At 54.3% G+C, this 19,432-nt stretch carries 16 protein-coding genes; 3 read left to right on the forward strand and 13 right to left on the reverse strand.

Features of this window, described 5'->3' with window-relative positions:
• The 6 genes from ulaD to yiaK are packed head-to-tail and all read right to left on the reverse strand — an operon-like array spanning window position 1 to window position 6,005.
• Window positions 1-654 (reverse strand): 3-keto-L-gulonate-6-phosphate decarboxylase UlaD, encoded by a 654-nt coding sequence (gene ulaD, locus ACLHV8_RS00765; RefSeq protein ID WP_208595136.1) that lies wholly within the window; start codon window positions 652-654, stop codon window positions 1-3.
• The gene (locus ACLHV8_RS00770; protein ID WP_208595137.1) at window positions 651-2,156 is read right to left on the reverse strand and encodes an FGGY-family carbohydrate kinase; all 1,506 of its coding nucleotides are present in this window, start codon (window positions 2,154-2,156) and stop codon (window positions 651-653) included. The genes ulaD and ACLHV8_RS00770 overlap by 4 nt, the downstream gene beginning before the upstream one ends.
• Window positions 2,157-2,212: 56 nt before the next feature.
• Window positions 2,213-3,532, reverse strand: coding sequence for an MFS transporter (locus ACLHV8_RS00775; protein ID WP_208595138.1), 1,320 nt, complete (start codon window positions 3,530-3,532; stop codon window positions 2,213-2,215).
• A gap of 43 nt (window positions 3,533-3,575) precedes the next feature.
• A complete protein-coding gene (locus tag ACLHV8_RS00780) occupies window positions 3,576-4,502 on the reverse strand; it encodes a DUF4862 family protein (RefSeq protein ID WP_208595139.1) in 927 nt (308 codons plus the stop codon).
• A 26-nt stretch (window positions 4,503-4,528) separates the two neighbouring features.
• Window positions 4,529-4,996 (reverse strand): YhcH/YjgK/YiaL family protein, encoded by a 468-nt coding sequence (locus tag ACLHV8_RS00785; protein ID WP_208595140.1) that lies wholly within the window; start codon window positions 4,994-4,996, stop codon window positions 4,529-4,531.
• Window positions 4,997-5,006: 10 nt separating this feature from the next.
• Window positions 5,007-6,005, reverse strand: a complete 999-nt coding sequence (yiaK, locus tag ACLHV8_RS00790; RefSeq protein ID WP_049007781.1) for a 3-dehydro-L-gulonate 2-dehydrogenase — start codon at window positions 6,003-6,005, stop codon at window positions 5,007-5,009.
• A 226-nt stretch (window positions 6,006-6,231) separates the two neighbouring features.
• Here yiaK and yiaJ point away from each other — a divergent pair, with 226 nt between their 5' ends.
• Together yiaJ and ACLHV8_RS00800 are read left to right on the forward strand one after the other, a co-directional pair.
• Entirely contained in the window at window positions 6,232-7,050 is an 819-nt protein-coding gene (gene yiaJ / locus ACLHV8_RS00795; protein WP_021242452.1) for an IclR family transcriptional regulator YiaJ, read from the forward strand.
• 3 nt (window positions 7,051-7,053) lie between these two features.
• Window positions 7,054-7,509 carry a 4Fe-4S dicluster domain-containing protein gene (locus ACLHV8_RS00800; RefSeq protein WP_208595141.1) on the forward strand — a complete coding sequence of 152 codons (456 nt, stop codon included), beginning with the start codon at window positions 7,054-7,056 and terminating at the stop codon, window positions 7,507-7,509.
• Here ACLHV8_RS00800 and ACLHV8_RS00805 read toward each other — a convergent pair.
• From ACLHV8_RS00805 to ACLHV8_RS00820, 4 genes are all read right to left on the reverse strand, one after another.
• Window positions 7,493-9,211, reverse strand: a complete 1,719-nt coding sequence (locus tag ACLHV8_RS00805) for a ShlB/FhaC/HecB family hemolysin secretion/activation protein (protein ID WP_208595142.1) — start codon at window positions 9,209-9,211, stop codon at window positions 7,493-7,495. The genes ACLHV8_RS00800 and ACLHV8_RS00805 overlap by 17 nt on opposite strands.
• Window positions 9,212-9,301: 90 nt before the next feature.
• A complete protein-coding gene (locus ACLHV8_RS00810; protein WP_244250152.1) occupies window positions 9,302-10,516 on the reverse strand; it encodes a collagen-like triple helix repeat-containing protein in 1,215 nt (404 codons plus the stop codon).
• A gap of 304 nt (window positions 10,517-10,820) precedes the next feature.
• Window positions 10,821-12,077 (reverse strand): valine--pyruvate transaminase, encoded by a 1,257-nt coding sequence (gene avtA / locus ACLHV8_RS00815; protein WP_208595143.1) that lies wholly within the window; start codon window positions 12,075-12,077, stop codon window positions 10,821-10,823.
• Between the two features lie 193 nt (window positions 12,078-12,270).
• Complete coding sequence (locus tag ACLHV8_RS00820; RefSeq protein ID WP_208595144.1) at window positions 12,271-14,298, reverse strand: alpha-amylase; 2,028 nt, start codon at window positions 14,296-14,298, stop codon at window positions 12,271-12,273.
• A 314-nt stretch (window positions 14,299-14,612) separates the two neighbouring features.
• Between ACLHV8_RS00820 and ACLHV8_RS00825 the strand changes: the two genes are divergently transcribed.
• A complete protein-coding gene (locus ACLHV8_RS00825) occupies window positions 14,613-15,437 on the forward strand; it encodes a protein bax (RefSeq protein WP_032666887.1) in 825 nt (274 codons plus the stop codon).
• Between the two features lie 39 nt (window positions 15,438-15,476).
• On the opposite strand, the gene xylR is transcribed toward ACLHV8_RS00825, so the two are convergent.
• The 3 genes from xylR to ACLHV8_RS00840 are packed head-to-tail and all read right to left on the reverse strand — an operon-like array spanning window position 15,477 to window position 19,389.
• The gene (gene xylR / locus ACLHV8_RS00830) at window positions 15,477-16,655 is read right to left on the reverse strand and encodes a D-xylose utilization transcriptional activator XylR (protein ID WP_028018248.1); all 1,179 of its coding nucleotides are present in this window, start codon (window positions 16,653-16,655) and stop codon (window positions 15,477-15,479) included.
• A gap of 33 nt (window positions 16,656-16,688) precedes the next feature.
• Complete coding sequence (gene xylH, locus ACLHV8_RS00835; protein WP_208595145.1) at window positions 16,689-17,870, reverse strand: xylose ABC transporter permease XylH; 1,182 nt, start codon at window positions 17,868-17,870, stop codon at window positions 16,689-16,691.
• A complete protein-coding gene (locus tag ACLHV8_RS00840; protein ID WP_028018250.1) occupies window positions 17,848-19,389 on the reverse strand; it encodes a xylose ABC transporter ATP-binding protein in 1,542 nt (513 codons plus the stop codon). Before ACLHV8_RS00840 ends, xylH begins: the two co-directional genes overlap by 23 nt.
• Window positions 19,390-19,432 lie beyond the last annotated feature (43 nt).

Genomic DNA, 19,432 nt, shown 5'->3' on the forward strand with positions numbered 1-19,432 from the left:
TTACTCTCCCCAGATGTCGCGGATTTGTGAATGGAATGCCTGTGCTACCTGCGGTGGCTTTTCAGCACCAGCCAGCGCGCGGCCGGCAATAAAGGCTTTGACGTTTATCTGCTTAAACAGCGGCAGGTCGGCAGGAGTGATCCCGCCGGTAATCGAAAGCTGTAAACCGATGTCGGAGAGCGCTTTCATTTTCGCGAGATCCGCTTCGCCCCACTGCTGACCACTCGCCTGCGCGTCGCGCCCGCGGTGATAGATGGCCTGTTTCACCCCGATGTGGCGCCATGCGCGTGCATCTTCCAGCGTCCAGTTACCAAACAGCTCCATCTGGATTTCGCCGCCGCAGCGTTGAGCGACTTCATGGCCTTTTTTAACGGTCGCCAGCGGTGCCGCGCAGATGATGGTCATCCAGTTCGCGCCTGCACCGAACGCCTGTTCTGCCAGCGTTTCTCCAGCGTCGGCCACTTTCCAGTCCGCCACGATGATTTTGTCCGGGCACTGCTCGCGAAGGGCACGCACGGCCTGTAAACCCTCGGTCAGGCACAGAATGGTGCCCGCCTCGACGATATCAACGTGATCCGCAAGCAAAGCGACATCGCGCTGTGCGGCCTGAAGTGAGGTATGGTCGAGCGCCAGTTGAAGTAATGGACGGCTCATAGGTCGAACTCCTTAACACGGGCGTGATAGCCCTGTAGTGCGGTAATCAGTAACTGGTAGCGGTGATATTTGCGCTGGTAGGCAGCATGGGCGCGAATATCGGGTTCAATGACCCTGGTGTCGTGTCGCAGGGCACGCTGAGCGGCGTGGAAATCGGTATAGATGCCCGTACCGACAAGTGCTGCCAGCGCCGCACCGGAGCAACCGGTCTCTTCCACCTGCGGTAGTTCTATTGCCAGACCGCTGACATCTGCCAGCATTTGCATCCACACATCTGAATGAGTGGGGCCACCCGTGACGCGCAGCGACGTCACGTGTGTAAAGCGTTCCAGCATGCGGTTCAGGTGGGTCATGTGGCTAAAGACCACGCCCTCATAAACCGCCTGCAACAGATGGGCCCGGGAGTGCAGTGCCTGCATTCCGTAAAAGCCGCTGGTCATCTCCAGACCAGCGTTGCTCCCATAGAGGAACGGCAGGAAAAACACATCGCTTTCCGCCTTCGGTAATCTGGCAACGGCATCGTTAATCTCACTGAACGAGACGTCACCCCATTGCGCTGTCAGCCACTCCAGGTTGCCGGATGAGGTCGGGCTGGCTTCGTGCACGATGTACTGCTGCGGGTGCACATAGCGGCCATACACATAGGGAAAGGGTTCGTTATCACGAATGCCGTTGGCGATCCCGCTGGTCACGGCCCAGGTTCCCATCACCGCGTTAAGCGTGTTGTCATCATGGAGTCCGGCGCAGATCGCGGTGGAAACCACATCAAACAGCCCGCCAACGACGGGAGTACCCGCCGCCAGACCGGTAAGCGAGGCTGCCTGAGCGGTGATTTCCCCGCAAATTTCTGCGGAGCCGACAATCGGCGGTAGTGCACCGTCAATTTCGCTGATATCAAGCCAGCGTGTGAGCTGTGGATCGTACTGAGCAGTGCTCATGTTGTAGAGATTGGACTCCGAGATATTGCTCTCTTCGCAGCCTTTTTCCCCCGTCAGACACCAGCGCAGGTAGTCGTGCGCCATCATCACGCAGCCAATCTGCTGATACCGCTGTGGTTCGTTCTCTTTGACCCAGCGCAGGAGCGAAGTCGGATGCCCGGTCCATAGCGTCTGGCGAGTATGCGGGTACAGTTTTTCGGGAATGCCGTCTTGCTGCCAGCGCTGCACAATCTCCAGTGCCCGACGGTCAGAAGAGAGCATGGCGTTTCCCAGTGGCTGATCCTGCTTATCAAGCAGAAACAGCCCTTTGCCCTGAGCCGAAATACCGACACCTTTGATCTGCTCGCCATCGACCCTGGCATTTTTGAGCAGCAGTGCGACGGTCGTGTGGCAGTGCTGCCAGAGCTGGTGCATATCCCGCTCAGCATAGCCAGGACGCGGGCTGAGAGTGGCAACCGAACGGCGCTCGATACAGACCTCTTTTCCCTGACGGGTGTATAAACCGGCTTTCAGATAAGTACCGCCACAATCGATACCCAGCCAGAAGGGCTCTTTTTCACTCATCTTTGATTCTCTTGTGTTGCTCCCTCTCCCGGTGGGAGAGGGCTGGGGTGAGGGCTTCAGGCCGCACGTTTATGTGAGTTCACCGAGGGATTCGGCTCAGCTCCGGCATCGCATTTCGCCGGTAACAGCAGGGCCAACAGCGATGCCAGCGCCAGAGAGACCGCCAGGCAGTAAACCCCAGCGTCTTTGCTGTACAGCGTGATAAGCACGCCAACCGCATAAGGGCCGCAGAAGCCACCGAGGTTACCCAGGGCGTTAATCACGCCGCGCGCACCGCCCGCCATTTCGGCACTAAACAGACGCGCCGGAATAGTCCAGAACACACCCGCAGCGGATTGCAGGAAGAAGCCGCAGCCCACCAGCGCGGTATAGGCCAGCCAGGTGTTCTCTTTTAGCGCCACAGAAAGGAACATACAGAGCGCGAAACCAATCAAGGGCAGGGAGACAAACAACTTGCGCTTGCCGGTACGGTCAGAAAGAGACGAGAACAGGAACATGCCCGCAATCGCGCCGATGTAAGGCAGAATGGCGAGCATCCCTACCTGGCCGATACTGGTATGCGTCAGCTCTTTCAGGATGGTTGGCAGCCAGAGGGTGTAACCGTAAATTCCGGTCTGGTAGAAGAAGTTCAGGGCGATCAGCTGCCACATGGTTTTGTCGGACAGCACTGCGCTGAGCGAGGCATTTTTCACCTCTTTACCGGCAATCGCCAGCTGTTCCGCCGCCAGCGTTTTCACCAGGTAGTTTTTTTCGGCTTCCGATATCCAGCGGGCTTCTTGTGGACGGTCATACACGGTGAATGCCCAGAGCACCAGCACCACAACGGACATCAGCCCTTCAATAATGAACAGCCAGCGCCAGTCGAGCGCGGTGATGATCCAACCCGACAACGGTGCTGTGATGATCCCGGCAATGGGCACGAACATAATCACAATCGCGTTGGCGCGACCGCGCTCGGCATCCGGGAACCAGTTACTGATCATGGTGAGCACAACGGGCAGCATCCCGCCCTCCGCCACGCCGAGTAAGAATCGCAGCACCAGAAGCTGATACTGATTCGTCACGAGACCCGTGAGTACCGAGATCACCGCCCAGGCGACCAGCGACCAGCCGATAAACTTCTTACCACTACCATGAACAGCAATTTTGCCACCGGGAACCTGCAGGAACAGATAGCCGATAAAGAAGATACCGCCCGCCAGGCCAGCCATAGTGGCGGATATACCTAATTCTTCATCCATACCACCAGGCATCGCAAATGCAATATTCACTCGGTCCATATATGAAATAATGCAGGCGATAAGGATAGGGGGAATGATTCTTAGCCAGCGCTGGCGCGGAATATCCGCATGTAGAGCTTGAGAAGTCGTGTTCATATTTAATGTCTCAGTAAATGTAACCGGAATAAGATTTTTATTTTTATTGTGTCGCTTTTTTCATGGCGCTAATGCCGTCGCGCAAAATGGCAATGCGATGGCTGACGTCAGCATTAGCATTTATTTCCAGCAATTTAATACCGGAGAATTTCAATGTTGCGGCGCTCGCCGCAGTAAAGAGTGTTTTTGCGTGTTCAGTGGTCAGTAGACTGTCGGCGCAGAATGAAGAAAATGGTGCATGGAGATCCTGCCAGTCACCGTATTCACCGGTTGCCGTTGTCCCGGAGAACATTAGCGCGCCGAGTTTTCCGGCGTTGAGTGCGGTCTGAACATGCTCAAGCGGAAGGGCGGTGTTACGACCTTCGATGGCCGAACGTGCCCAGTTGATGCAGACGCTGATATCCGTATCTTTCACCACTTCCAGTACCTGCTCCAGGGGTAAAAATCCCTTACGCGGAGCGAGTCCGGTCATAGCATCGCAGTGCTCAAGAACCAGATCGCATGACCAGTTCCAACCTGCTATTTCACGAATGGAGCGAGAGAATGCCTCCGTGGCTTGTTCGACAGAGGCATTACCTGCCTGCGGTGCTGCCTGCATCTCCAGGGCGATCGCTTTCCCAGGGTAACGGGCATTCACGGCGTCAATTTTCTGGTGCAGATGGCGATAGAATTCGACGCAGGCCTTACGCTGTTGCTCGTCGGCGGAGGCCAGGCCGAACGCGCCGTTGGTACCACGGCGGCGCATGGTTTCCATTACTGCCGTCACGACGATTTGCCAGTCCCCTGGCGTATGACGGAACAGCCATTCATCACCAAACGGATGCAGGTTTTCAAGGCAAGGTTGTTCCAGCCCGCGGATGTTGGGCGTGTCGGAAAGTTCCCGCCAGAAGGTTTGTTCTTCTTGTTCACCTTTCTGGTGAAACGAAGGTGCGCAGGGGGACGCACCAATAATAAAACCGGTGTTGGTCATTTCGCATTCCTGTATTTATCAGAAAATTAATTCAATTCGCTGATTGTCACTTTCACCACAATTTTACGAATTGTGGATTCTTTGCTCTTAATACAGGCAGGACGGTGGACGTCCTGCGGGAAAAATATGGCATAGCTGCCGGGTATCATTTCAATAAATGATTCATTTTCGCTGGCGTGATAAAAAATAATATCCCGCTGTTCCAGTAATGATTCGCTTATTTTGTTAGTACCGGTATCTATAGCGATACCAATTTTCTCTTCACCCCATGCCAGAAACTGGATATCCAGATAACGTCGGTGTACTTCCGGGCGGTTCTCATGCCACGCTTTGGTGGTGAGATCGAGCACCTGGGCAAATATGTTGCGTCCCTCAATTTCAACAACGCCCGGCTCCAGTGCCGTGAAGTCCGTGGTGCGCAGAAAATCGAGCGCCTTTTCAATCGCCTGTGGGAGACGGCACGGATTTGGCTGTGAAATATGTCCGAATATCATCGTCCACTCCTTACAGGGCCTGGATTTTCGCCCACACGCTGTCATCAACCGTGATGCCGTTACGGCGGTTCTCTTCCTGCAGGCGGGTGAATTCATGCCCCGGCAGACGGATGGCGACGTTTTCGTCTGAGCGCTCAGCGTTGGTGATGAAATCCATAATGCGCTGAAGTTTGGCATCGCGGGTTGGGCCGTCGATCAGTTTATCGACCTCAATGGCGATAAAGATCTGCGATACACCGTACTCGTCGCTGTTGTCCTGAGTGACTTCCGCCACGGAAGAACCGTTGGAAAGCAGTGTCGCGATCATATCCAGTACGATAGACAGGCCGGACCCTTTCCAGTAGCCCATTGGCAAAATGCGACGGTTTTTCTCAATGACGCCGGGTTCACGGGTGAGATTACCCTCGTCGTCAAACCCGCCATCAACCGGCAACTCGCGCCCGGCCAGGCGATTTACTTCCAGCATGCCGTAGGAGAACATCGACATCGACATGTCGACCATAGTGATTGGGTTGGAGGGAATCGCAACGATTAGCGGGTTGGTGCCGATGCAGCATTCTTTTGATCCCCACGCGGGCATCACAGCAATGGAGTTGGTCCAGCAAATTCCAATATAACCCTTCTCCGCCGCCTGCCAGCCGTAGCTGCCGCCGCGCATCCAGTGGTTTGCGTTACGCAGAGCCACCAGGCCGATCCCATGATCGGATGCCAGCTCCGTGGCGCGATCCATCATTTTCTTCGCTGTCAGGTTGCCGATGGCGCGCTGAGCATCCCACTGCTCAATGGCACCTAATGACGTTACCCGTTTTGGCAGAGCGTCAGGAATGATGTCGCCAGCGTCAAGTTGCTGAATAAAACGCGGGAAGCGGTTCACGCCGTGTGAATAGACGCCGGATTCTGTCGTGCGGGCAAACATCTCGGCGCAGGCGTCTGCGTTTTCCGCTTTCACGCCGCGATCGAGCAGGACCCGATTGAACGCCGCTTTCAACTCTTCAAAGGTCACTTTCATCCCTGTTCTCCTGTTCTTTTAAGGGGCAAGTGCGAGTGCTTTTTTATCGCTAAATTTCACTATGCGAAATCTGATTTCAAATATAGCGATCAAATTTTGTCAGATCAACGACATTCATGTTTTTCAAAATCGATTAAAATCAACTGGTTGTGTTTTTTCTGTTGAGATCGTGAACTAAACCACACTTTGCGCTACCATCAGGAGCGCGACAAAAAGGAGCCATTTAATGAGCATGAAAGAGAGCGAAATGACGCAAGAAAAAGAGAGGCCAGCAGGTAGCCAGAGCTTGTTTCGCGGCCTGATGCTGATTGAGATCCTCAGCAACTATCCGAACGGGTGCCCGCTTGCGCATTTATCGGAACTGGCGGGTTTGAATAAGAGCACCGTGCACCGGTTACTCCAGGGGTTACAGTCTTGCGGGTACGTTACCCCGGCGCCTGCGGCGGGCAGTTATCGTCTGACCACCAAATTTATCGCCGTCGGGCAAAAGGCGCTGTCGTCGCTCAATATCATCCACGTGGCGGCGCCACATCTTGAAGCGCTGAATATTGCTACGGGTGAAACCGTGAACTTTTCCAGCCGGGAAGACGACCACGCGATCCTGATTTATAAACTCGAGCCGACAACCGGTATGCTGCGCACGCGTGCCTATATCGGTCAGCATATGCCGCTTTACTGCTCAGCGATGGGCAAGATCTACATGGCGTTTGGTCACCAGGACTATGTGGCGAGCTACTGGGAAAGCCATCAGGAACAGATCCAACCTTTGACCCGCAACACCATCACAGAATTGAGTGCCATGTATGATGAGCTGGCGGAAATTCGCGATCGCAGCATGGCGATGGACAAAGAAGAGAACGAGCTGGGTGTCTCCTGTATCGCCGTGCCGGTGTTTGATATTCATGGCCGCGTGCCGTATGCGATCTCCATATCGCTATCGACATCACGCATGAAGCAGGTGGGCGAGAAAAACTTGCTTAAACCACTGCGTGAAACGGCAGAGGCTATTTCAAAAGAACTGGGTTTTAACGTACGCGAGGCGTAACAGATGAACCGATTTATCATGGCGGATGCGGAAAAATGCATCGGGTGCCGCACATGCGAAGCGGCCTGTGCTGTCTCGCATCAGGATTCCGTATCCGCACATGCCTTTACGCCACGCATTCGTGTGGTTAAAGGGGGGTCATATACCACGGCGGTTGGCTGCCACCAGTGCGAAGACGCACCCTGCGCCAATGTCTGCCCAACCCATGCCATTCGCCGCACGGCGGGAGCGTGGCTCGTTGATCAGACGCGCTGCATTGGTTGCAAAAGCTGTATGCTGGCGTGCCCGTTTGGGGCGATGCAGGTTCGGCTGGAGGGAAATAAGGCACACGCGCTGAAGTGTGATTTGTGCCTGCATCGCGAAGGCGGACCGGCCTGTGTGGAGGCCTGTCCAACCCACGCGTTGCGCTGTGTTGATCCTGTCAGTATTCGGGCTGAAAGGCTTACTGCATTTTATTGAAATTCCACGTGAACGTCAGACTGTAGCGCCAGTCCCTGTTGCGACTGTCTGTCGGAACATCCCCGACGGGCCTTGCCGCCTCAACCGTGACGCTATAATGACGCGTATCGCCTACCATCACGCCGGCAGCCACTGACCCAAGCCGTTGGTGGGGCAAACCTGACGTGTTATACCAGGTTTGCGCGGTATCGGTCAGGATGTAGGGTTGGATGGTGGTAAGCCAGGTACTCTCTTTTCGCATCTGGATATAGCGCAGTTCTACCTGTCCGCCATAGCCATAATCGCCGCTTGCTTCACTGTCCTGGTATCCACGGCCAAACCGCTGAGCACCGAAGCTAACGCGCTCGGGCCCTGGCAGCGTGTTATTTGACCAGTCCCCCTCCCAGGATGTAGATAGTCGCCATTTATCGGCAAACACCCACGCAGCGTCCAGATAGCTTTTCGTGAGCGTAAAATTCATATCGGGTTTGGGGGCTGAGACGATATCAGCGCCCATCGCATCAATACCCTGACGGACGTTGAGTCGGCCGCTGATGCTGGCGGTTGCGAATTGATGTGCACCATTAATACCCACTTCCAGCGCAGGATAACGTGCGTGTTGGTTGAGGGAGTCCAGCTTATAGGTTTTGCCCTGCAGTCTGGCCTGCAGAGCATAATCATCCTGGCGATCGGTATAATCAAAACCGCTGGTAAAATTAATTTGCGATTTTTGCGTTAACAGCAACGGGTAACCAAAACTTACGCCACCGTTGTATTGCGTTGTTTTTTGTTTTGAGTCGACCTTTATATTATTTGGTAAAGCGAGGAGTGTTGAGAAATCTTGCGGATCTTCCCGGTAATAGCTGCCTTTGAGCTGCATTGTCAGCCCTTCATCGTTTAAAAACTGCTGCCAGTTCAGACCGACATAATTTTTTCGCGTGTTGCTATCTAATGGCACGAGTGTGGCCACGCCAAGCTGATCGCCATAACTTGTCAGGTTGCTGAGCGTTCCGTTCAGCATCATGAGATCTTGCCCTTTACGGGTATCGATCGTGGAGGCGATATTCCAGCTCCGCTCCTGGTTGGCGGTTATCTGCATCGCTGCCGCGCCATAGATATTGGTTGGCAACTGCGCGTTAGCCGTGACCGGAACGTTGGGGGTGCGGGTCATCAGCTGACTATAGCGATCAAACGTATCCTGAGAGAGCGGTTTTTCCGCCATGATTTTTTCAGATAATCGTTTAAGACGTTCGGCGATATGAGGGTTATTACTGATAATGTCGCTGTGGGCGACATACCCTTCAACCAAAACAATTTTAATATTTCCCTGCTGGAAATTGTTATCAGGCAACCAGGCATAAGAAAGTGGGAGACCATCTGCCTTGTAGCGTGCCGTAATATCGTTTACCAGCCCCGCGAGCGTTTTTAGCGGCACGGTTTTTCCGGCGTACGGCCTGAAGGGCAGAAGTAATTCCTGCAACGGATAACGCGTGCCGCCAATAAACTGAATGTGATGAATGGTAATGGGCGTTTCAGGCGTCAGCGTTGACTGCGGTTTTTCTATTTTGACTTTCGGCTGTGGGACGGTCTCAGGCTGTTCTGGGGCAACGTTACGAGAAACTTGCGCCGGGTTATCAGGGTTAATAATAGAGGGCAGTGTATCGGCGCGGGCCATGCTCAGCACAACCAGCCCCGTCAGCGAAAAAAGGAAGTAGTGTTTCATCGCGCTATCCCTGTTCATCATTCCCGGTTAGGGGGAGTGTCGCTGTATAAAGCGCCCCTGAACCAGGGGCGCAGAATGACAATAAGCAGGTTACTGTTTTGGCGTCAGCAGACCGGTGGTTAACGTGTTGAGACCGTTGACCGGGTTAGTTGTCGACGTGTTTTGACTTGATGTTGTTGCTGCGTTGGCCGTAACGCCCGCAGTCAGGGTATTGAGGGTCGTATTGACCGTTGCACCCAGGCTGTTGTTCGTGGCCGCCACATTTGCATTAGCTGTGAGAGAGCCTGAACTTCCTCCGGTTGTCGAAGAGGCGGGTTTGACCAGCGTACCGCTATCCGTAACCGTCTGGCCGACATTTTGAACGACCTGACCCACGCCGTTAAGCCCGCTATTACTGCTGCTGACGTTGGTCCCCACGCCGCTCACGGTGTTACCCACCTGGGTCAGCAGGCCGTTGACCGGTGTGCCGAGACCCGTCGTGGTGCCCACGCTTTGCGTGACGCCCTGTACTCCGCCCAGCGTCTTGTTGGCAACGGTCGTGGTATCGGTTGTTACCTGAGTGACCGCAGGGCTGCTTACCGTGTTGGTAAGACCCGTGCCGGTGTTACTGACCAGTTGCCCGGTACTGTTGACCACGCTGCCCGTCAGGCCGGTTACGCCGCTAACCGGTGTTCCGGAAGTGGAGCTCGCCAGGCCCGTGCCTACCGTTGAAACGGTATTGCCCAGGGAGGTAACCGACGTGGTCACGCCTTTAACCGTTGTGCCCACACCGTTCGCGTTGTTTGGATCGCCAACGCCAGTCGTGACGCCTGTCCCCACGGTGGACACGGCGCTGCCAACACCGCTGACGGTGGTTGAAACGGTTGACGTGACGGGATTATTTGTTGGAAGCTGGCTTCCAAGGCCATCCACCGTAGAGCCAACGCTGGTCACCGTTTTGCCGGCATCACCCAGTATCGTATTTACGCCTGCGGTAGTGGTTCCGCCACCGCCCGTGTTGCCTGTTCCGGTTCCTCCGCTGCCATTGCCTCCTGAGCCTGAACCAGAACCAGAACCCGTACCGCCACCAGCGCCTGTCCCGGTACCTGAACCCGTCCCGGTACCCGAGCCGTTGCTGCCCGAACCGCCATTGCTCGCGGTCGTGCCACTTCCATCACCTGAGCCGCTGCTGCTTCCCGTCGCAGGGTTATTTTTGGCCGTTGAATGATGAGAGCCGCCACTGCTTCCACTGCAGGCAGAAAGAGAGAACGCGAGCAGTACCGCAACAGCAATAGCGCTGATGCGACTAACATTATTAGGTAGCATATGAATACTCCACGCAAAAGAACGCCGAGCGGCGTATTAGTGAGTATATGCACTATTTTTAAATATGCATGAAAGTGACTCGGGATGGTATTTTCTTGCGTTGCAGGTGGTTATTTCAAAATAACAATAAGTTAAGATCTTTAATTGGTGCTTAATTATTAATGGGGAAGTTAGTGAGCGTAAATTAAAGGAATATTCCTAAGGAAACTCAATGAGGATGTTGAATGAAACGCTACAGAATATATCCTTGATGCAAGATTAAGATCACGGAAAAATAAGGCTCTTCATTTGAAGAGCCTTATTTTTAACAATTGCCTTCGCGCCAGGCTTTTTCGATTTCTTCGGCCAGAATTTTGACACCCGCTTCGATTTTTTCCGGATCGGGCACGTAGTTCATACGCATGCACTGGTGCGTATGCGGCCACGGTTTATCCAGGCCTGGGAAGAAGTAATCGCCCGGTACAATCAACACGCCGCGCTTCTTCAGGCGCTGATAGAGCAGTTCGGTGGTGATGGGTAGATCCTTAAACCACAGCCACAGGAAAATCGCCCCTTCAGGTTTGTGGATCAGGCAGCGTTCTTCCGGTAAATAGCGGCGAAGTGTCGCAATTGTCTCCTGAACACGCTGGTAATAGAACGGCTTAATCACCTCATTGGACAGACGCAGCAGGTCGTTGCGCTTAATCATTTCGCACATCATCGCCGGGCCGATACCGCCCGGCGAAAGGCTGATAATGCCGTTCATGTTGGTGATGGCGGTGATGATTTTTTCATTCGCGATGATAATGCCGCAGCGGCTACCCGGCAGGCCCAGCTTAGAGAGGCTCATGCACAGGACAATGTTCGGGTTCCACAGCGGACGTGCTTCGCTGAAGATAATGCCCGGGAACGGTACGCCATAGGCGTTATCGATCACCAGCGGAATGCCGTGCTGATTCGCCAGCGCATCCAGTTTCATCAGTTCGTCATCGGTGATCACGTTGCCCGTTGGGTTCGTCGGACGCGATACGCAGATCATGCCCGTCTCTTCACCAATATGCAGGTGTTCAAAATCGACGTGATATTTAAACTGGCCTTCCGGCAACAGCTCGATATTCGGGCGCGCGGAGACGAACAGATCCTCTTCCAGGCCGGAATCGGCGTAGCCGATATACTCTGGTGCCAGCGGGAACAACACCTTTTTGGTGGTGCCGTCGGCGCGACGCCCTGCGAACAGGTTAAACAAGTAGAAAAACGCGCTCTGACTGCCGTTTGTCAGTGCAATATTCTGTGGTTCGATATCCCAGCCCAGCTCGTCACGCAGCATTTCGGCGAGGAGTGCCAGCAGTTCGGTTTTACCCTGCGGGCCGTCGTAATTGCAAAGCGCATCGGTTGCTTTGCCGCTTTCCAGCATCTGAGCGAGCAGCGTCTGGAAATAGGTATTCATCTCCGGGATTTGAGCCGGGTTTCCGCCGCCGAGCATGATTGCGCCCGGTGTGCGCAGCCCGTCGTTGAGGTCCTCCATCAGGCGAGTAATGCCTGAATGGCGGGTGAATTTGTCGCCGAAAAGTGAAAACGTCATAGCAGGTGATCTATCGAGCTTATTTTGAAAGTGGGTAACCATAACGCTAGCACCGTGCTGGTGCAAATCGGGTGGTGTGGTCGGATTTGTTGTTTTATGTGGCAGGAATGGATTTGTGAAGTGAATAGTTCTGTTGATTTTTCCCTCACCGTAACCCTCTCCCAACGGGAGAGGGTACTGGAGTGAGCCGTTATTAATTACCTGCCCATACTACCATCACCTTATCGCCATTATGCTCGCGCACGAAGCCATATCCCTCTCTCAACGACAGCGTGGTTTGTTTGCCTTCACCAATCGCCGGATGGCGCGCGCGGAACTGACCCAGCGTTTGCCAGTGGGCGACGGTTAAGGACTGTTTGCCCGTGACGTCCTGCCAGTTCATATCCGAACGGGTACCTTGTAACGGGTCTGAACCTGTTGGCCCAAATGGACGTTCAGATTCATCTCCGTAATAGATTTGTACGCTACCCGGTGCTAACAAGAGCAGTTCAGCTGCGCGTTGACCCCCTTCACGGAACAGGCGCGTGTCATGCGAAGAGAGATAGCTCAGGACGTTGAAACTTTGCAGTTTTTCCGCCATCTGCTGCCAGGTGAGGTCGATATCCGCCAGACAGTTCACCGCTTTTGCCGCCTGCTCCTGATAATCAAAGTTAATCATCGCATCGAAACCGTGGCGGTAATAATCGCTCTGCATGACGCCGTGGCCCCAGGATTCCCCGGTCATCCAGAATGGTGCATTGTCGAGCTTTTTGTCCGGGTGAGCACCTTTCCAGGCCGCCAGCGCCTGGCTGGCCTGGTCTTTCAGCTGTTGCCAGGCCGCAAGCTCAACGTGTTTGGCCGTATCAACCCGGAAACCATCAATACCGTAGTCACGCACCCACTGGCTGAGCCAGTGGGTCAGGTAATCGCGCGGGGTATACCCGGGGATGGCTTTCGCATGGGTATCAGGCTTGTGTTGATAGAAGTTTGGCAACCCGGAAGGTGTGGTGGATTCCGTTTTCAGGTCGGGTAAAAATGCCAGCGACATGGTTAAATCATCAAAGCCGGGGTTGTCGTAATCACCGATATCAGTGCGGATCCACTTTTTCCCCCACCATTTATCCCATGCGGCTTTGTCGCTAAAGTTGATGTAGTCGTTAAAGCTGTGCCAGCTTTGGCCTGCGCCCGGCTTCCAGTCCGTCCAGCGTTCTCCCAACGTCTTTTTCAGCTCATCACCCTGCAGATACAAGGCGCCAAACTGATACTCCTGCATGTCCGCAAGCGTCGCGTAACCCGTATGGTTCATGACGATATCGAACAGGATACGAATACCACGTTTATGCGCTTCATCGACCAGATGACGTAAATCATCTTCGGTGCCCATGTTGGCGTCGAGCTTCGTCCAGTCCTGAGTGTAATAGCCATGATAGGCGTAGTGTGGGAAGTCACCTTTGGTGCCACCGCCGACCCAGCCGTGGATCTGCTCCAGCGGCGAGCTAATCCACAGCGCGTTCACCCCCAGCTGTTGTAAATAGTCGAGCTTGCTGGCGAGCCCCTTGAGATCTCCACCGTGGAAGGTACCAATCTCCTGCATGCCGTCTTTGTGACGGCCATAGCTGTTGTCGTTGCTCGGGTCACCATTCACAAAACGGTCGGTCAGCACAAAATAGACAGTGGCGTTCTGCCAGCTAAACGGCGCAGGCTTGTCGGTTTCGGCGCGCTCAAGCAGCAGCAGGCCGTTGCTGTTGGCGGCCGGCTGCAGAGTGATTTTTCCATTCTGCACCGTCACCGTCTGCTTACTGTAGTAGTCGCGTACGACGGAGCCTTCCGGGAAGGTATGGCTGACGTCCAGCGTCAGCGGTTTACCGTCCCACTTCGGGCACTGGTGGATAACGTTGGTAACCGGCTGTTCTGCGGCACTCCGGATGGTCAGCATCAGGGTGGGTGTACCGGATCGAGTATCAATCCGCATCTGGTATTCACCGTCGCGGAAAAGACGCCACTGCGGCGGGGTGCCGTCACAGGGTTTGAGCGACAGCATCTCGTTGAGTTTTATCGCATCTGTTGGCTGCCAGCACGTCTTGTCAAAACTTAGTGTAAGAGGACGCGTACCCTTCGCGAGCTTTGTCTGGCTGGTGAAAATCCCGGTGCCTTCGGTGTTAAATGCATTAAACCCCGGTGATGACCAGCCTGCATGTGCCAGTGCGGGTAACATCAGAAAGGCTATTGCGGTGCGTTTCATTCCATTTTCCTGTCGCGGCATTTTTGACCAGTGTGCCACCAGGCTGAGGGTAAAAACTCATCCCTTATCGCTTTCTGCCAGGAGGACGCGAGAGGATGAGTGATCTCGCGCAAAATTAAGCAGTTATCTGCGATACCGCACACATTTTTTCGGGAATGGTGTTTTTGTGAGCAAGTTTTAGATGACATAGTTTCGGAATTGGACTATTTCTATACGTGCTCTTGAAGTCTATTTTTGATATGATTTGAGATTCCGCTCTCAAATTTGTGAAAAAAATAAGGTGTTAGGATGATTACATCCGACCAGGAGACCTAATGATATCGACTCCCATTCGACGATATGGGGCTGCGATACTCATGTTACTCACCACGGCATTTTCGGGTGAGGTGCTTGCGAAGACGCACACGGATACAACGAGTAAGAAAGCCCACGTTATAAAGACGACAAGTAGTAAGGTTAGCAGTAAACAAGAGTATTCTCGCAATAGTGCAAAGAGTAGTTCACTTCCTGATTTGCGAAAATACCCTTCCGGAACACCAAGGAAAAAAGCGTTTCTCCGGACGGTAATGCCTTACATCACGAGTCAAAATGCCGCGATTACTGCGGATCGTAACTGGCTGATTTCCAAACAGTACGATAGCCGCTGGTCGCCGTCAGAACGCGCGCGTCTGAAAGATATCACGAAGCGCTACAAGCTGAGCTGGAACGGTAACACGCGTCGTGTGCCGTGGAATTCTCTGCTGGAGCGTGTGGATATCATCCCGAATAGCATGGTTGCGACCATGGCGGCAGCCGAAAGCGGCTGGGGCACGTCAAAGCTGGCGCGTAGCAACAACAACCTTTTCGGCATGAAATGTGTGAAAGGTCGTTGTAACAATGCGCCTGGTAAGGTGAAAGGCTATTCGCAGTTTGAATCCGTGAAGGATTCCGTAAGTGCCTACGTGGTGAATCTGAACACGCATCCGGCCTATTCATCGTTCCGTAAATCACGCGCACAGCTGCGTAAAGCGGATCAGGAAGTGACGGCCACGACGATGATCCACAAGCTGAAAGGTTATTCGACGAAGGGACAGAGCTATAACAACTATCTGTTCGCCATGTACCAGGATAACCAGCGCTTAATCGCCGCCCATATGTAATCTCAAAAAAACGCCTTCCACTGGAAGGCGTTTTCTTTTCTATATCAGCACCTCACTGTAGCGATCCCGGTACTCTTTTGGCGTGGTGTCGTACTCTTTGCGAAACACCGAATAGAAATATTGCAGAGACGGGTAGCCGCACATCTGCGAGATTTCGTTAATCGACAGTGACGTGGAGATGAGCAAGCTGCGCGCTTTCTCCAGCTTTTCAGCATGGATGACGGCATGAATGGTTTCGCCCACTTCTTCTTTGAAGCGTTTCTCCAGATTCGAACGCGAAATACCCACCGAATCCAGCACCTGATCGACCTTAATTCCCTTGCAGGCGTGGTTGCGAATAAAGTGCATGGCCTGAATAACGGCCGGGTCGCTTAAGGAGCGATAGTCGGTTGAGCGACGTTCTACGACGCGGACAGGAGGCACAAGCAACCGCTGAAGCGACAGGGATTCTTTATCCAGCAGGCGATGCAACAGCTTCGCTGCCTGATAACCCATCTGACGCGTCCCTTGTGCAACGGAGGAGAGCGCCACGCGAGACAGATAGCGGGTGAGTTCTTCGTTATCAATGCCAATCACGCACAGTTTTTCCGGTACCGGGATGTGCAAATGTTCGCATACCTGCAAAACGTGGCGTGCGCGGGCGTCCGTGACGGCAATAATCCCGGTTTGCGGTGGCAGCGTTTGCAGCCAGTCAGCCAGACGGTTTTGCGCGTGCTGCCAGTTTTCAGGGGCGGTTTCCAGCCCCTGATACACTACGCCACGGTACTTCTCCTGCGCGACCAACTGGCAAAACGCGTGTTCACGCTCAACGGCCCAGCGCTTGCCGCTGGTGGCGGGTAAGCCATAAAAAGCGAAGCGATGGACGCCTTTCTCTTTTAAATGGAGAAAGGCTGCCTCCACCAGGGCATGGTTATCGGTGGCAATATAGTGAACCGGCGGATAGTGTTCGGGGGAATGGTAAGAGCCGCCGACGCCCACAATCGGGACGTCGACGTCTGTCAGCAGTTGCTCAATGACGGGATCGTCATAGTCGGCGATAACGCCATCACCCAGCCAGTCTTTGATGTTCTCCAGACGGGTACGAAAATCTTCCTCAATAAAGATATCCCATTCGGATTGCGACGCCTGCAAATATTCACCAACCCCTTCAACAACCTGACGGTCATAGGCTTTATTGGCATTGAATAACAACGTAATGCGGTGACGCTTTTCGAACATGGCTCTCTTCCCAATTAAGTCATCATACTGTTATCAGGCCCGTCGTTTGGTGGCCGAGTCCATCCAGACGGCGAGTAAAAGAATGGCCCCCTTGACGATATACTGCCAAAACGTCGGGACGTCCATCATACTCATCCCGTTATCCAGCGAAGCCATAATAAATGCGCCCATTACGGCCCCCGCCACGCTACCGATACCACCTGCGAGGCTGGTACCACCAATTACGCAGGCGGCGATGGCATCCAGCTCGGCGATGTTACCGGCGGAGGGAGAACCAGCCCCCAGACGTGAGCTGAGGATCAACCCGGCGATAGCCACCATCAGACCGTTAATGGCGAACACCGCGAGTTTGGTACGCTCGACATTGATCCCGGAGAGGCGAGCGGCCTCCAGATTGCCGCCGATGGCGTAAATGCGGCGGCCAAATGCGGTACGCGTGGCCATAAACATGCCACCCAGCAGTAACAGTGCCAGCAGCAATACAGGCGTCGGGACGCCACGGTAGTCGTTCAGAAGCCAGATTGCGCCTAGCACAATAACCGCCGTAAGGGCCTGACGCCCCACCACGGACGTTGATGCAGGAGAAGCCAGCCCCAGTGCCTGACGGCGCATGCGCCCACGCCACTGCCACGCGACAAACGCCAGCAAACCTACCACGCCAATCGTAAAGCCCACGCTATCGGAGAGGTAACTCTGACCAATCTGCGACATCGCCGTGCTGGTGGGGGAGACGGTGGTGCCGTTGGTAATGCCGATTAAGATCCCGCGGAAGGCCAGCATCCCTGCCAGAGTGACAATGAACGACGGGACTTTACGGTAGGCAACCCACCAGCCGTTCCAGGCACCGAGCACAAGTCCCAGCACCAGCGTTACCGCAACGGTCAACGGCAGCGGCCAGCCAAGCCAGACGTCAAAAATGGCCGCCACGCCACCGAGTAAACCCATCATCGAACCGACTGACAGGTCGATCTCCGCTGAGATAATCACGAACACCATGCCCACAGCCAGAATGCCGGTGATGGCCGTCTGACGCAGCAGGTTAGAGACGTTACGCGCACTTAAGTACGAGCCATCGGTCATCCAGGTAAAGAACAGCATGATGACGATAATCGCCGCGATCATCACGAAAACCTGCAGGTTCAGCGCTTTTAGCCCCGCAAATGATCCGGGCGTCGGAACCGCGACTTTGATATCAGACGGATTGCTTTTCGACATGACGTTCGCTCCTTAAAGCGGCTTCCATCACCTGCTCCTGCGTCAGGTTCTGGTTAATCAGGTTGGCTTTCAGTTTTCCCTCGTGCATCACCAGCACGCGGTCACTCAGACCGAGCACTTCGGGTAATTCAGACGAGATGACAATGACGGCAATCCCTTGCTGTACAAGCTGATTAATCAGTTTGTAGATTTCATATTTGGCGCCGATATCAATCCCGCGCGTTGGCTCATCAAGGATTAATATGCGTGGATTGAGAAGCAGGCAGCGCGCCAGAATGGCCTTCTGCTGGTTGCCCCCACTCAGTCGGCCAATGGCCAGTTCCGGAGAGGATGTTTTTACCTTCAGTCGGGCGAGCGACTGGAGAATACACTGCTGCTCAGCGGCATCATCCAGGCTGCTCAGGGTGCCGGAGAACTGATCAAGAGCTGCAAGGGTGATGTTTTTACCCACTGCCATGACCGGTACGATGCCGTCTTTTTTGCGGTCTTCCGGCACCATGGCAATGCCGCGGGCAATCGCCTGTTGGCAGTTGTCGATTTTCACCGGCTGACCGTCGATATATATCGTGCCCTCCCAGCGCCCCGGCCACACGCCAAACAGACACTGTACGGCTTCGGTGCGCCCGGCGCCGACTAACCCGGCAATACCGAGAATTTCGCCGCTGTGCAGAGAAAACGAGACGTTATTTACACGCTTGATGTGGCGGTTAACGGGATGCCAAGCGGTCAGGTTTTCCACGCGCAACACTTCATCGCCGGTTGCATGAGGTTCATTCGGGTAGAGCGCCGTCAGCTCGCGGCCTACCATCATAGTGATGATGTCATCTTCACTCATGCCTGCGGCTTCGCGCGTGCCGATGTGTTGCCCATCGCGGATCACGCAGATGGTGTCAGAAATGGCTTTGACCTCATTCAGCTTGTGCGAAATGTAGATACAGGCGATGCCGTGGTTTTGCAGATCGCGGATGATATTGAGCAGTACCGCGGTTTCCTGTTCGGTGAGCGACGCCGTTGGTTCATCAAGGATCAGCAGCCTGACCTGCTTATTAAGCGCTTTCGCAATTTCGACCAGCTGCTGCTGCCCCAGACCAAGATCGCCCACGCGGGTATCCGGTGAAATGCTGAGACTCACCTGCGCCAGCAGCTTTTCACAGCGCAGCGTCATGGTGTCGTAGTCCAGCACGCCGTGGCGGGAAATCTCAGCCCCAAGGAAAATGTTCTCCAGCACGGTGAGATGCTTCACCAGTGCCAGCTCCTGGTGGATGATGGCGATGCCTTTACGTTCGGTATCGCGAATGTGTGTCGCCTGGATGACTTCACCGGCAAAGACGATTTCGCCTTCGTAGCTGCCGTACGGGTAGATCCCGCACAGCACTTTCATCAATGTTGATTTGCCCGAACCGTTTTCACCACACAGCGAAACCACTTCGCCGGGGTTCAGCCGGAGACTGACGTTGTCGACGGCTTTCACCGTACCGAAGCGCTTAGTGATGCTTTTCATTTCAAGTAAATAAGACATAACTGCTCCACGTAACCCGAGGGAAGAACAGTACAACGTGATG

Origin of the sequence: Enterobacter sp. CPE_E863 (assembly GCF_046521465.1) — a bacterium.
Lineage (GTDB): Bacteria > Pseudomonadota > Gammaproteobacteria > Enterobacterales > Enterobacteriaceae > Enterobacter > Enterobacter adelaidei.

Coding starts and splice junctions, on each gene's coding strand:
- ACLHV8_RS00775 (WP_208595138.1), bottom strand. CDS start 3,532: ATGAACACGACTTCTCAAGCTCTACATGCGGATATTCCGCGCCAGCGC.
- ACLHV8_RS00805 (WP_208595142.1), bottom strand. CDS start 9,211: ATGAAACACTACTTCCTTTTTTCGCTGACGGGGCTGGTTGTGCTGAGC.
- ACLHV8_RS00810 (WP_244250152.1), bottom strand. CDS start 10,516: ATGCTACCTAATAATGTTAGTCGCATCAGCGCTATTGCTGTTGCGGTA.
- ACLHV8_RS00820 (WP_208595144.1), bottom strand. CDS start 14,298: ATGAAACGCACCGCAATAGCCTTTCTGATGTTACCCGCACTGGCACAT.
- ACLHV8_RS00800 (WP_208595141.1), top strand. CDS start 7,054: ATGAACCGATTTATCATGGCGGATGCGGAAAAATGCATCGGGTGCCGC.
- ACLHV8_RS00840 (WP_028018250.1), bottom strand. CDS start 19,389: ATGTCTTATTTACTTGAAATGAAAAGCATCACTAAGCGCTTCGGTACG.
- ACLHV8_RS00770 (WP_208595137.1), bottom strand. CDS start 2,156: ATGAGTGAAAAAGAGCCCTTCTGGCTGGGTATCGATTGTGGCGGTACT.
- ulaD (WP_208595136.1), bottom strand. CDS start 654: ATGAGCCGTCCATTACTTCAACTGGCGCTCGACCATACCTCACTTCAG.
- xylH (WP_208595145.1), bottom strand. CDS start 17,870: ATGTCGAAAAGCAATCCGTCTGATATCAAAGTCGCGGTTCCGACGCCC.
- xylR (WP_028018248.1), bottom strand. CDS start 16,655: ATGTTCGAAAAGCGTCACCGCATTACGTTGTTATTCAATGCCAATAAA.
- avtA (WP_208595143.1), bottom strand. CDS start 12,077: ATGACGTTTTCACTTTTCGGCGACAAATTCACCCGCCATTCAGGCATT.
- ACLHV8_RS00825 (WP_032666887.1), top strand. CDS start 14,613: ATGATATCGACTCCCATTCGACGATATGGGGCTGCGATACTCATGTTA.
- yiaK (WP_049007781.1), bottom strand. CDS start 6,005: ATGAAAGTGACCTTTGAAGAGTTGAAAGCGGCGTTCAATCGGGTCCTG.
- yiaJ (WP_021242452.1), top strand. CDS start 6,232: ATGAGCATGAAAGAGAGCGAAATGACGCAAGAAAAAGAGAGGCCAGCA.
- ACLHV8_RS00780 (WP_208595139.1), bottom strand. CDS start 4,502: ATGACCAACACCGGTTTTATTATTGGTGCGTCCCCCTGCGCACCTTCG.
- ACLHV8_RS00785 (WP_208595140.1), bottom strand. CDS start 4,996: ATGATATTCGGACATATTTCACAGCCAAATCCGTGCCGTCTCCCACAG.